Annotated in this window: 7 protein-coding genes and 1 pseudogene; all 8 read right to left on the bottom strand. The window is 39.2% G+C overall.

From position 1 onward, the window contains the following. Complete coding sequence (locus HRT50_RS14135; protein ID WP_291615570.1) at window positions 1–3,306, bottom strand: amidohydrolase family protein; 3,306 nt, start codon at window positions 3,304–3,306, stop codon at window positions 1–3. Window positions 3,307–3,793: 487 nt separating this feature from the next. Further along, the gene (locus HRT50_RS14130; RefSeq protein ID WP_291615568.1) at window positions 3,794–4,282 is read right to left on the bottom strand and encodes an arsinothricin resistance N-acetyltransferase ArsN1 family B; all 489 of its coding nucleotides are present in this window, start codon (window positions 4,280–4,282) and stop codon (window positions 3,794–3,796) included. A 30-nt stretch (window positions 4,283–4,312) separates the two neighbouring features. Beyond that, window positions 4,313–4,783 (bottom strand): nuclear transport factor 2 family protein, encoded by a 471-nt coding sequence (locus tag HRT50_RS14125; RefSeq protein ID WP_291615566.1) that lies wholly within the window; start codon window positions 4,781–4,783, stop codon window positions 4,313–4,315. A gap of 742 nt (window positions 4,784–5,525) precedes the next feature. After that, the gene (locus tag HRT50_RS14120) at window positions 5,526–8,450 is read right to left on the bottom strand and encodes a DUF349 domain-containing protein (RefSeq protein WP_291615564.1); all 2,925 of its coding nucleotides are present in this window, start codon (window positions 8,448–8,450) and stop codon (window positions 5,526–5,528) included. A gap of 53 nt (window positions 8,451–8,503) precedes the next feature. After that, window positions 8,504–8,827: a DUF1315 family protein gene (locus tag HRT50_RS14115; protein WP_291615562.1), complete on the bottom strand. Its 324-nt coding sequence runs from the start codon at window positions 8,825–8,827 to the stop codon at window positions 8,504–8,506. 65 nt (window positions 8,828–8,892) lie between these two features. Continuing rightward, the gene (locus HRT50_RS14110) at window positions 8,893–9,222 is read right to left on the bottom strand and encodes a hypothetical protein (protein ID WP_291615560.1); all 330 of its coding nucleotides are present in this window, start codon (window positions 9,220–9,222) and stop codon (window positions 8,893–8,895) included. Window positions 9,223–9,375: 153 nt separating this feature from the next. Next, the gene (locus tag HRT50_RS14105; RefSeq protein ID WP_291615558.1) at window positions 9,376–12,459 is read right to left on the bottom strand and encodes an efflux RND transporter permease subunit; all 3,084 of its coding nucleotides are present in this window, start codon (window positions 12,457–12,459) and stop codon (window positions 9,376–9,378) included. 45 nt (window positions 12,460–12,504) lie between these two features. After that, window positions 12,505–13,476 (bottom strand): annotated as a pseudogene (locus HRT50_RS14100) (efflux RND transporter periplasmic adaptor subunit); the annotation flags it as partial. Window positions 13,477–13,774: the final 298 nt, after the last annotated feature.

The following is a 13,774-nucleotide window of genomic DNA, read 5'->3' as shown; positions in this document are numbered from 1 at the left end:
TTACTTGTCTTCAAAGTAGAATTTTTCACGTTTGTTATCATAGTTACCAATTTCATTCATGGTTTCAGCGTTATATAAACGGCCATTCACCATGGTATGGGTAACTTTGTCACTTAAGCGAATGTCTTTACTAACATCACCGTCAATAACAATCATATCGGCAAGTTTACCCACTGTTAATGAGCCCAGAGCTTTATCTAAACCAAGAGTTCTTGCTGGTGAAATAGTGGCAGTACGAATAGCTTGCAGTGGTGTCATACCACCCTGCGCCATCATCCACATTTCCCAGTGCATGGCTAAACCTTCACGTTGACCGTGACCACCAGCGTTTACTTCAACACCTAAGTCCTGCATCTCTTTTGCCACTTTGGCGACATTAAAATGGTTATAGTGATGCAGTGGCGCTTTTGGACGACGCATTGAGCGAGGGTCTAAAAACTCACTTGGCACATATTTACTCAAGCGCGGATGTTCCCAAACATTAGCGGTATCGTACCAATAATGCTCACCTGAAATACCGCCATAAGCAACACCCATAGTTGGCGTGTAAGCCATGTCAGATTGAGACCATAACTGTTTGATATCATCATAAATTTTAGCCGTAGAAATAGAGTGTTCTAAGGTGGTATGACCGTCAACAAGCATAGTTAAATTATGTTGCAGTAATGAGCCCCCTTCGGGCACAACCATCATTTCTAATTCACGTGCGGCTTGAATAAATTGCTGACGTTGATTACGACGTGGTTGGTTATAGCTTTTAACACTAAATGCACCCGCGGCTTTTAAACGTTCAACATGAAATTTAGCATCGTCCAGACTATCAACATGTGAGGTATAGCCAGGGATAGTAGCACCATATAAAATTGTACCGGTAGAGAATAAACGGGCGGCGACTATCTTACCGGCTTTTTGCATTTCGCTAGCAGCAAAGAATTCAGTGGTATCGTTAGATGGATCATGGATTGTTGTTACTCCTAACGCTAAACCGGCATAGTTTTTCCAGTTTTGCTGTGGAATAATTTCGTTACTGCCTTGTGAGCCATGAGCATGGGCATCAATTAGTCCAGGCATAACGGTTTTACCGGTAATATCAACTATGTAGGCATCACTGGGGATTTTTACCTGTGCTTTAGTGCCAACGGCTTTGATTTTGTTACCTTCTACTAGCACAACGCCATTTTCGATAACTTGCTCACCTTCCATAGTGATCACTGTACCGCCAACAAAGGCAACACGACCCGATGGAATATCAACTTTTTGCTGGTAGCTTAAGTTAATCACTTTGACTTCGTTTTTAACATCACTCGCCGATTGTTCAGTCTCTTTAGCCTTCGCTTTAACGCTAGTTTTATCGCTATCAGTAACTTTTTCGCTGATATCAAACAGGCCTTTTACTGAAGCTTGGTATAATTCTGCCCCTAGGCTCCAATAAAGCTCATTGGATTTACCATTCCAGTTAATACCTTCACCAGCACGTATTGATAACTGCTCTACCGGTAAGTTTTTCGCCTTAGGACCAATATCAATAACATCACCACGTTCTACCAATGGTGTAACAAATACTTTAAAGCGCTCAGCAAAGGCAAGATACTTGCCATCTGGTGATACACGGTATTCTGAGGCGAATTTACCTTGATATAACTTGGTATCATGTTGGCCATCTAAATCGATACGAGCAATATGCGGCGTTTTGCCATTGCGTGTAACATAAATTCGATCGTTGCGTGCGCCAAAGTGTGGTCGTAAACCACTTTCTGTAACCAGTTCAGCCTTACCACCTTTCGCCGCAACCGCATAAATACCTGGATTTAAACCCCAAATAGGGTCGATAATAGAACCGCCACTGATTTTACGATAAACCACGGTTTTACCATTAGGTGAGAAGCTTGGTTCAATATACTTTCCAGGCTCACGGGTAATAGTTTTACCTTTACCGCCTCGGCTTGAGACTACACGTACTTGACCTAAGTTTTTATCATCCCAGCTTACATAAACAATCTTTTTACCATCACGTGAGAAACTTGGGTTAAGCTCAAACTGACTTTTTTGTTTGGTTAAGCGTTTTGGTTTCCCATTTGGTAGGCTCTTGGTATAAAGCAAGCCCATGGACTCAAACACAGCAACTTTGCCATTGGGTGATACTTTGACATCACGTAGCATTTTGGTATCAAAGGTTTTTTGATCTAAGTCTTGCGTGAAACGCACTGCTGTTTGAATTTTCTTTTGTGTTTTAACATGAAATTCAATCACTTTAGATTTTTTCGAGTCTAGTGATAATTTATTAATTTTACCGCCGGCCCAGAAGACTAAACCATCACTTTCTGGTGTCCAAGCCATCGTCGGATAAACACCATGAATTGCCCATGTCTCTTGCATATCACGATCTAAACCATCATAAACCTTGGTTTCTGCGCCACTTTTAAGATCATATAGATATAAGTTTGATTGAAAATCATCACGACTAATAAAAGCCAAGTACTTACCATCAGGGGAAAGTGTTGGTCTAATCGCGCCACCTTTACCGGAAACAATGACTTTAATTTCACCTGTTTCAAGTTCTAGGCGTTTAATTTTATAAATGCCTTTCACTGAATCTTTTGAGTAATGGAAAGATTTACCTGGCGTGGCATCTTGGGAGAAGTAAACATACTTACCATCATGAGAGAAAGCTGGTTCACCTAAATCTTTTTGCTCATTAGGACGTTTGGTTAGCATAACGCCATTGCCACCCGACTTATGATACATCCACACTTCACCAGCACCTAAAGAGCGCGTACCGGTGTAGTGCTTACGGCCAACCAAGTAATTACCATCAGGTGACCAAGCTGGACTATTTAATAACCGAAAAGTTTCAGTGGTTACCGCTTTAGCATCACTGCCATCGGCTTTCATTATCCATAAGTTATCGCCACCATCTTCATCTGATGTAAAGGCAATGTATTTACCATCTGGGCTAAAGCGTGGTTGCATTTGCCAAGCAATATCTGTCATCAATGCTTTAGCTTCACCGCCAGAGGCTGGCATAGTGTAAATATCTCCGAGCAAATCAAAAACAATGGTTTTTCCATCAGGACTTAAGTCAACATTCATCCAAGTACCTGAGCGAACATCAATGTTCGCTGTGGTAAATTCGCCTTGAGGCTCGTTAACAGACCATTTTGTTGCTACGTCTTTAGCAATAGTTTCGCTGGTGCTGGTTTCGTTAATGTTTGTATTTGATTGGGCAAAAGCAGTTGGCAATGCCAACAGCACACTCAGTGCTACACCTGAGAGCAGGAGCTTTTTTGACGATAGGATTTTCGACATAATGAGAACTACCTTATACATTTGTATTGTATGTTTTAACCCAACTCCATTAAATTATTGCCACTTGTACTGGGTAAAATACGCCAAGACGGCGTTGCTCTTATTGCCAATAGACAGCTATTGGTCAATCAAGCGCCCTGCTTAGATTTATTTTTCATGTGCACAACAAGATGACGAACTTAATGAAACGGGTATTAGCTGGACTAGCTAAATAACTGCTAGTACTTAATCATAAACACTGGTGAATTGTAAGGGAATTGAGCCGATTAACAGGTATGGTAAGTTGTATTACGCGAGGATAAAAATGCTGAGTTGTAAGGCCTTGTTGCCACTCATAAATTAGCTTTATAAATGAGCTATAAATGAGCTATAACTTGAACGAATTGAACTAGTACTTGAACTGTTACTTGAACAAGGTTTAATTTTCACAGATCTGTTTAAAGGTCATAGTTAAAAGAGTTACTTAAAAGATGCTTAATGCTAACGGCTAAAGAGTGCCTTGCCAATAACCGACATCAAGCCACTGCTCGAACTTAAAGCCGACCTCCTTAAAATGGGCCACTTTTTCCATAGAGAATTTCTCATGCACAGCAACACTGGCCGCATTGGGTAAAGTAATACCGCCAATTACGCTATGAATGTTTCTACTTTTAAGCTCAGTAAACAATACTTGATACAGCTGAGTGCCCAGGCCTTTACCACTCTGCTCTGGTGATAAATAGACGGTAACTTCAACAGAGAAACGATAGGAAAAACGATCACGCCACTTGCTGGCATAGGCATAACCAAGTATTTTCCCAAGCTCGTCTGCTACGATAAGCCAAGGTAAATCCGCAGCGAGTACGCTAGTGATCCGCCGTTGCATCTCTGCTGCCGTTAAAATATCTTCTTCAAAAGTGATTACTGTATTAGCGATATAATAATTATAAATATCGCTAATGGCTTTAGCATCTTGCTCTTGTACAGCCCTGATCATATAAATTCCTGATGTAGATGAATCAAGCCATTAACTGCTGTAATGACGAATAACAGATATTTTACCCTTTTCAATTTCTAGCACTTCGAACGTACTGTTGTTAATAATGATTTCTTGACCATTATCGGGATGTACACCTTTTGCTTGGGTAGTAAATTCAATCATAATGACATTGTTGCCGTGGGCACTATTAGTCAACTTAGCTTGGTACTCGGTGTGTATGCCCAAATAATAACTCATGCCTTTACGCATCAGCGCCTTACCATCAGGAGCACGACTGTCATCACTTGCATAAGGTAAATGCTGGTAACCGATATCATCGGTTAGATAAGATAAATAATACTCTAAATCTTGCTTGCTAGCATTTGGCTTTTGCACGTTGGTCCAGGCAGCGAAATAGTCTTGAGTAAATTGTTCATAGTTGAAAGCTTTCTCTTGTGCGCTGACCATAAGTGGCAAGGTTAATAACACGCTGAGTAAACTTGATAGTAAAAACTTCATAAAACATCCTTATTTATTGTTAGTGGTAGTAAGCCGCGTTGGCTGGTAATGCCTAGCTATTCTCAATCATTGTGAGTGTTTTTCAATTCAGTATTAAGGGCTTTAATTTCTGCTTTACATCGGTCATTGTCTTTTGTAGAGCCTTTAGTACAAGGCGCTGAAGGGTCACCACCAAAATCTCTTTGCACACCGTAAAAACACAAGATGATAATAAAAAGACACACAGTACTGGATAAATAATTTTCATAAAACAGCCTTAAATAAGGTTGGTATAGGCGGACATAGCTGTTTCTCTTACTATTATTATTAAAGTAAATGAATAGTTAGATTACGTGTTAGTTACAAAGAAGGAAAGAAATTTTACCGCTTAAAAATTAGGGAGTTGCTAAACCGTGATGGCACTGTAAGTAAAAACGGCATCAATAGCATACTGTTATATGACTGTTGCTAACACCTATCGGTTTCAATGGCGATTGTTGGTTTTTGAGGAGTTGTCTTTGTCGGATTATAATCGTATTAAGCAATTAATATTAACGGTTTTGGGAGCATAATCTCAAGTAAAGAAAATATAAATTTGATTGTTTTTCAGTCGATTTATCCAGGTAAAACTAAAATGACGACTAATGTTTTGTAGTTTTTATTTGCTCTATTCGAGTTGGATTTTTGTTGGTAAAAAAAATCAGTTTGCCTCATTTATGAGAAGCAAACTGATTATTATTTAAGTGCTAAATTAAAGAGCAATCTATTGGCAATAAATTGTTTTTAAGCGTGCAATTAACGGTAAGTCACCTTCGGTAAGCGTACCTAGCATCAGCCAATCGACCAGTAATTTACTGAGATCAATCTCGATACCAGACAGCATTTGCTCTTGCATTAATTGTACTTGAACTTTCATACGCTGTTCAGCTAGCTCTACCGGCGAATCACTTTTACCCAGTATTTCAATTTCTAAGGTTTTATCGAAGCGACGACACCCATCAACTTGATTGGTTAGCTTAACATGCTCTTGAAAACGCTTTTGCCAAAAACTGCTTAGCTTGTTAAACATATTCGATGCTGATAATGCCTCAACACCTTGGTTATTTGGCGCCTGTACCGACATTAACTCAAACAAGTTCGACCAACTTTGTTGTTCCTTAACTTGGTTATTAGTGTTAATTAATTGCTCTACTCGCATAATAATTTTTTCAATTCGTACTGCAACTGCCTTGATAACTGGCTTATTAGCAATCACTTCTTGCAGTAAGGTTTCTGCTTGTTGGCCAATAGCTTTTAATGCTTGGTTATTTCCTGGAGTAGTATCTAGATTAGAGACTAGATCAGCTTCTTGACCTGTCAAAGCATTAAGCGACTCTTCTATTGCCTGCACTTGTTCATCAAACGCTTGTTGTTTACTTGTGAACGCAGCTTGCTGTTCAGACTTTAATGCTTGTCTTTTAGCAAATAACTCATCGTTTACTTGACGAAATTGTTGCCACAACTGATTTTCTTGATGGTTGCCAGCAAAGCCTACTGCACGCCATTGTTGTTGTAGTTGTTTAGCTGATTCAATGGCAGCAGAAACATCATCACCAGCGAGTAACTGCTGTGCTTTAACGATCAAGGCTTGTTTTTCTTCACTGTTACTTAAATGAAAAGTACTGATAGCGGTTTTAATAGGAGCAATTGCATTTTTAAATTGCTGCTGTAATTTTTTGTATTGATTGCGATCCACTTCACCAGCATTATTCCATTGCTGTTGTAGGGTATTTAATTGCCCGTCGAGCTTTTTAAAATCAATAACTGGCATCTCTTGATCATTCTCAATATCAGCAACAAGCGTTAATTCACTAGCAAGTTGCTCAGCTTGCGCTAATATTTTTTGACGTTGCGATAAATGCTGTGCACGTATTTTATCTTGCTCCGCATAGAATAATCGACAAGGTGCAAAAGCTTGCTCACAAAGCTGATTAAACTGCTCATTTAATTGTTTATCAATATCTTCATCGGCATGACCTAAAGAATTCCAAGTACCGCGGAATTCTTTAACTTTTGCTGCTTGTTCATTAGGATTATCCAGTGGCGTTTCAACCAGTCCTTGCACCGCTATAACTAGTTCTTGTTTACGAGGTGTCGCGATATAATGTTCCCAATCGCTCAGCTCGATCATTTTTTCGCTAACTTGGTCAAAATCACGTTGCAACTGTTGTTGTTGCTGAGCAGAAAGTTGCTCAATAGTCTCTTTAACGCCTTTAAATAAACCAAAGCAAACTTTGTATTTACCATTGCTAAGTAGACGCTTTATATCTTGTAATTTTTTCTTATGTTGAAAAAACAATTCTTTTTGCTGACTTTGTAATGGCTTTAAACCACCTTGCCAAGTACTGACAATTTGTTTTTGCGCTTGTACAATAGACTCAGGTAAAATACCGGCAGTTTTTTGCTCAATTACTCGCCATGCTTTTAACCAGTCTTGGTAAGTTTCTTGACGCGTATTTAACTCGTTCAATGACTTAGGTAAAGTAAGTTGCGATATTTTAGAGATTAAATTGGTCGCTTGACTAACCGATTCAGCAATCTCTGGTATTTCACCTAAACGTTTAGTTAATTGGTTAACTTGCTTGATAAAAACTTGTTGCTCGTCTTTATTCAGTACCGAGGCATTAATGTCTGTGGTTAACTGACCAAGTAACCCTTTAAATTGTTCTTCATCAACATTATCACTGGAAAAAACTGCCGTTGTTATCGCTTGACTAATGTGATTAAGCTGCTGGGTAAAGTCTTTTTTGTCTTGCTGTTTATCATGAGCTAATTTATCAGCAATGATTTGTTGCTGATAGTTTTCAGCTTTGGCGATAAATAGCTTGTCCAAATGGCTCATTATGCCTTGGTACTTATCATTAAAAGCTGATAATTCTTCTTCGTTAAAAATCGCTAGTTCTGGCTCAAATATTTGCCACTGTTGAATTAACACTGATTTACGTTTCTTATACTCGCCATAATCAGCAACGTCTTTTAGTGCTTGTAATTTCGCTAAAACAAGTTGTATTTTTTTGGCTAATTTTAGCGGCTTTTCAATGGCGATTTGGATAGCAGCGAGTTTGTCTTGAATTTGTTGAGCTAAGACTTCATTACAGGCCTTTTTACTCAGTTTCTCTAATACTTTGGCATCATCAACTTGCTCAAGTAAGTAGCTTTGAAAGTCAGGATTTTGTTTTTGACTAAAACTATGGCTTAACAAATGCGTAGAGGTTTTACGGGCACTGATTTGCTGATAAAGCGCAATCATAATTGCACTGTCTTTTTCATGGGCGAGCCATGCTTCTAATAACGGTGTACCCAATAATGGGCTGTGTGCTTGTTTTGCTAATATACTTTGTTTTATCTCAGCCGATAGCACAATTTTGTGATCGGTCGCCAAAATGTCATGTACTTGTTTGCTGGCAAATTGTTTTACCTTAGCTTGGGAGTTCTTATGGCTTGCTTCAAGGTAACAATCAAAAGAGGCCACTTTAATCAAGGCTGCTCGGCGCACTAAATCACTGACATCTTGCTGGATAAGTTCCGTTAAAATGGCAAGCTGTTCGCTGTTATTAGCCGATAACTCATCATTAATGGCGGTGATACGTACCGTCGCGTCTTTATGTTGCCAGTTGGCTTTTGTTTTAAAAAAAGAGGAGAAAATCATAGTTTATTTGGTTTCATTCAGTTGAAGAATAATAAAAAGGTTTAACTGCATACTTACAGCTCATTATTACTGAAATAAGCGATATCCGCTTGTGTTGGTTTACTACAGCTTTTAAGTTTTTCTTCCGTCTTATAGCTAGAGAATTGAGCTTTAAGCTGGCGTTTGTTTTTTTCAACAATATGGCCATCAGGACCAATGGTTAGCATTTGATCATTTTCTAAATGTCTAGCTTGGTAGGCCATAGTTAATTGCAAAGCTGTGGCGCGCTGGGCTTTATCAACTACAGTACCTTCAGGCCACTTGCCTGTTTCCGCGGCACATTTTAAGCGTAAATACATGTCATTTGACATAGCGTCTATAGTATTAAGTAAATCCATCAGAATTCCGAGGGTTAAGTAGTATTAATTGATAGTTATTTATATGCTTCACAAGAATAATAAGGCTAGTTCGCTTTACGCTTGGTAAAGAGCAACATGGCGCGAATAATTATATACATAACAAAACCTAGCATAGCACTGGCCATGGCTAAGTTATGTTGCCAGCTACCGAGTTCAACATTATCCCAAAACATAAATAAGAAGCCACCACAAAATAACAGCATGGCGATAAATGAGTAATTCATTAAACGTTGAGTTTTATTAATTAAATCAACTCGATTAAGGCTGGAAATTTTATCGGCATCAAGCCCAGATAAATTAAGGTTACAGTGATTGCAGCTTTTCGCTTTGTCGGAAATTTTTTTCGAACAACCCGGACAATTAATAACGGCCATTTAATTACTCATGCAATGATATAAAAAAGTTTAACCCGCAAATGTTGTCTATGAACCATTTGCGGGCATTTCACTTAGTATACCTGACCTATTTTGCTATTTCACTACGCAGACACGCACAAAATAGTTTAGTTTCACCGCTAAAGAAATAAGTTAAGCATTCATTGCTTTTGTCGGCGTTTCAATAGAAAACAATACCGCATAAACCACGGGAATAACTCCTAAAGTAAACACTGTAGAAAACAACAAACCGCCGATAATAGCAATCGCCATAGGCTCCCAGAACTCACCGCCACCTAGGTATAACGGTATTAGACCAAATATGGTGGTTGCTGTGGTGAGCACTATCGGTCTAAGCCTTTGCTGAGTGGCATTGATAATAGCTTGGCATTGATTATCTGGCAGTAGCTGCTGCTCTATTTTAATACGCTCTAATAAAACAATCGCGTTATTAATAACAATACCCGCCAATGAAATAATACCCAGTAGTGTCATAAAGCCAATAAATGATTGACCTATTAACAAACCACTGGTTACACCAATGAGGCCCAACGGAATAGTTAATAAGATTATTAAGGCTTTTCTAACCGAGTTAAATTGCGCAATGAGTAACAGCAAAATAATAAAACCGGCTATAGGTAACTTCTCGCCAATGGATTTATTAGCTTTACCTGATGTTTCATATTCACCACCAAGCTCAAAAGTATAGGTTAATGGCCAGTTTTTTTGCTGCGCTTCAAGCCAGGGCAAAAGCTCATTAAAAGCTTGGTTCGCGGTAATCGTGTTATCAATTTGGCCACCAATGGTGATGGTTTTTAAGCGATCACGACGTAAAATCTTAGCGGATTGCCATACCACCTTGATATCTGCTATTTGTGTTAACGGTACTGAACTGCCGGTAGCTTGCGAGTACACAGCTAAAGCTTGTAATTTACCAATGTCTTGGCGATCGTCAGCTTGCGTGCGCAGGGTAATCGGTATAACGATATCCCCTTCCCTATACTGACTGAGTTCAAGGCCAGAAAGACTAGTTTGCAATGACGTGGCAATGTCTTTACTGGTAACGCCAGCACGACGAGCACGACTTTGGTTAATATCAACCTGCAATTTTTTAATTGGCATGCCCCAATTATCACTAATGGCTTTAACACCGTTAATTTGTGCCATACGTTGTTTAACTTGCTCAACAATAACAAATAATTGCTCGGCTTCGGCACCGTTAATTCGCACCTCTACCGGATTGGCAATGGGGGCACCATTTTCTATTTTTCTGAGTTTTACCAATAAATCAGGGAATGTTGCCAAGCTATAACGCTCAAGCTTAACCATGGTTTCATCTACCAAATCTTTACTGCTTAGATTTATGATCATTAACGCATAGTTACTACTGGTCGGTTTCGGGTTGTGGGTTAATAAGAATCGTGGGCCGCCGTTACCTAAGTAAGTTACCCAGTTAGTGACACCGGTATCTCGCTCTGTATTCGCCTGCAACTCGGCACGGATAAAACGTTCAACCTGCTGAGTGACTAGCTCTGTTGCCGCTAAAGTGGTGCCCATGGGCATTTCTAATTCCATTTTGAAAAAAGCGCGATCAGAGGGTGGAAAAAACAATTTAGGCACAAATGAAAGTCCCCAAACAGCGGTAATGAATAACCCAAGGGTGACCAATAAAGTTAACCAACGAAAACGCAGCAAGTTAAACAATAGTGTGCGGTAGCCGACAAATAATCGGCTATCAAACAGCTGCGTGGTCTTCTTTACTTTCATAAATTTGACACACAACATAGGGATTACTGTCATGGATAAAATCCATGAACACAATAAAGTAATGCTGACCACTTTAAAAAGAGAAGCTGTGTATTCGCCAGTAGCCGACTCTGCCAAAAATATTGGTAAGAATGCCGCTGCCGTTGTTAATGATGAAGTTAGCAGTGGTATTTTCAACTCATTAGCCGAGTCCACCGCCGCATCTATGGCTTTTTTGCCTTTTTTCATCGACACCATAATGCTTTCCGACATGACTATGCCATTATCCACTAACATGCCGAGAGAAATAATAAGCGCGGCTAAGGATATTTGGTCTATGCCAATATCAAAGAATGACATGATCAATATGCCAAAAATCATACTTGAAGGAATAAGCACAGCGACAATCAAGCCCGTTCTAAAACCTAAACTGAGTAACATCACCAAGGTCACGATAATAACTGCTTGAATCAAGCTGCTAGAGAAATCATTGACCTTTTTTTCGACATCAAAAGGCAGGAAAGATACAGTCTCAAATTCAACACCAATGGGATAACTTTGGTTAAGGTTAGCGATAAGCTCATTTACTTGTTGGCCAAGTAGAATATTATTACCACCTTGACGCATAGCAATAGCAATAGCAATAGCTAAGCCCTGCTCCCCTGAAAGGCTGACCTTAGTTTGCATAGGGTCAACATAACTACGTTTGACAGTAACTAGATCACTTAAATAAAGTAGACGTTCACTACCGGGAATTTGAATAATGGTTCTTTTAATTTCGTCGATATTTTCAAAGTTACCGCTTGGCTCTAGGGTAATTTGTTCATCTCCTAAGATGATACTGCCGCCCGAAATAACAATGTTACGACTTGACAGTTGTTCACTTAATTGACTGGGCGATATGCCTAAATTTGCTAGATGGGCATTATCATATTCAAGAAAGATATGTTCTTGTTGCTCACCAAAAATCTCAACTTTTGCAGCTTCCGTTAACCTAAGCATGGCATCCTTGGCTTGATCAGCAATGGTTTTCATGTCTCGGTAATTGTAGCCTTCCGCCGTTAAGCCAATGACAATACCAAAAACATCGCCAAACTCATCATTAACAATGGATGGGAAACTCTCGGCGGGTAACTGGCTTTGTGCTGCGTCAATTTTACGACGTAAGTTATCCCAAATAGGGCGTAAATTACGGTAACTTTCTTTGATATTGACACTAATAATTGAAATGCCAGTACGTGATTCACTTTTAACAAAATCTAATTCAGGTAACTCTTGTATAACCCGCTCTAATTTATCTGTAATTAACATTTCAACCCGCTCAGGGCTGGCACCGGGGAACTGGGTAATAACTTGCGCAGTGCGGATAATAAAGCCAGGATCGTAATCCTTGGGCATATTTTTATAAGCATTTACACCAAAAAACAGTATCACGATTAACAACATAAACGTGGTGCGGTTATTAGTGATAGCCATACGGGTAATATTCATTAACTGTCCTTTTCTTCTTATCTTTTATTTACGGCTTTCTGGTTATTAATGGCTAATCAAATCACTAGCGGGGGTAAATTTAACTAAACTACCCGATGATATTTTACTCATGCCGGCACTTATCACGTAATCGCCAGTACTTAAAGCTGAGGTTAAGCCCGGAGTTAAGGTAGAAGTTAAACCGGCAAAAACCTCAATGCCTTGTGCAGTTATATCCCCTATCACTACCGATTTCCTTACTATCTTGCCAACACCAAGGTCATGCTTTTGCACAACAAAAACAAAGTTACCTTGGGCATCTTTTAATACGGTATGACTGGGTAAATAAAAGCTGGCTTGGTTTTGCTCATTACTCTTTCCTGGTAATGAATCGCTTGGTGACGAACGACCGAGTGATAAATTGGCACTGACTGAGGCAGTCATGCCAGGTAAAATCACATAGTTTTTCGGTGATTTCATGGTAAAAATCACTTCATAGGTTTTACTGACTTCATCGGCAAGGGTAGCAACTTCACTAAACGTTAACGGAAACAGTTCATTGTCTATTGAATTAAATTTGGCACTAACACCACCTTTAACGCTATTTTTTCGCAGATGAATCATGATGCTTTCAGGGATATTAACAATCAGTTGAATTTCCCTTAAATCATGTAAACGAACAATAGGCTCTTTCGCGTTAATTTCTTGATGATTTTTACTGTAGACCTTAGCAATAACACCATCAAATGAAGCAGTGAGTACACTGTAATTTAACTTGTTGTTGGCAGTCGCTAGTTGTGCTTTAGTTGATTGCGCATTGGCTCTGATTTGATCAAACTCTGAGGCAGAGATATATTGAGTTTTAAGTAGATTTTTAGCACGGGCTAAATCCGCCATGGCTTTATCATAATGAGCTTGCGCTTCAGCCAAGTATATTTTCAGGTCACTGTCATCGAGCTTAGCGATAATGTCACCTTTTTTTACCGCATCACCTTGTTTAACCAAGAACTCAGTCAACTCGCCCGAGATTTTAAAGGCTAAATCGGCGCGATTAACGGCATCAACAACCGCGGTAAATTCTAACGTTTGACTAACATCAAGGGTTTTCCTGCTATTTCTTTTGGTTTTTCACAAGCACTTAATAAGCCTATCGCCAAAATGGCAATCAAAATAGGCTTAAAAATTAGGTTAAAATTCATCGCGGATAAACTCCCTGACTTATTGTTTATTATATGGAGGGTAATTGAGGGGATAATATAATGATGTAACTGATAAAAACTGTTACTTTTCGTATTTGTCAGCACGAATTTTAACCAGACGGTCAACAAATTTCTCT

This window comes from Colwellia sp. (genome assembly GCF_013215345.1).
In the GTDB taxonomy this organism is placed as follows: Bacteria; Pseudomonadota; Gammaproteobacteria; order Enterobacterales; family Alteromonadaceae; genus Colwellia.
Note: the sequence above shows the minus strand (reverse complement) of the source record. Positions and strands in the feature narration are given on the sequence as shown.

Bases quoted from the DNA above. Each gene is read 5' to 3' on its own strand.
- HRT50_RS14135 (WP_291615570.1), bottom strand. From the start codon at position 3,306: ATGTCGAAAATCCTATCGTCAAAAAAGCTCCTGCTCTCAGGTGTAGCA.
- HRT50_RS14130 (WP_291615568.1), bottom strand. From the start codon at position 4,282: ATGATCAGGGCTGTACAAGAGCAAGATGCTAAAGCCATTAGCGATATT.
- HRT50_RS14125 (WP_291615566.1), bottom strand. From the start codon at position 4,783: ATGAAGTTTTTACTATCAAGTTTACTCAGCGTGTTATTAACCTTGCCA.
- HRT50_RS14120 (WP_291615564.1), bottom strand. From the start codon at position 8,450: ATGATTTTCTCCTCTTTTTTTAAAACAAAAGCCAACTGGCAACATAAA.
- HRT50_RS14115 (WP_291615562.1), bottom strand. From the start codon at position 8,827: ATGGATTTACTTAATACTATAGACGCTATGTCAAATGACATGTATTTA.
- HRT50_RS14110 (WP_291615560.1), bottom strand. From the start codon at position 9,222: ATGGCCGTTATTAATTGTCCGGGTTGTTCGAAAAAAATTTCCGACAAA.
- HRT50_RS14105 (WP_291615558.1), bottom strand. From the start codon at position 12,459: ATGAATATTACCCGTATGGCTATCACTAATAACCGCACCACGTTTATG.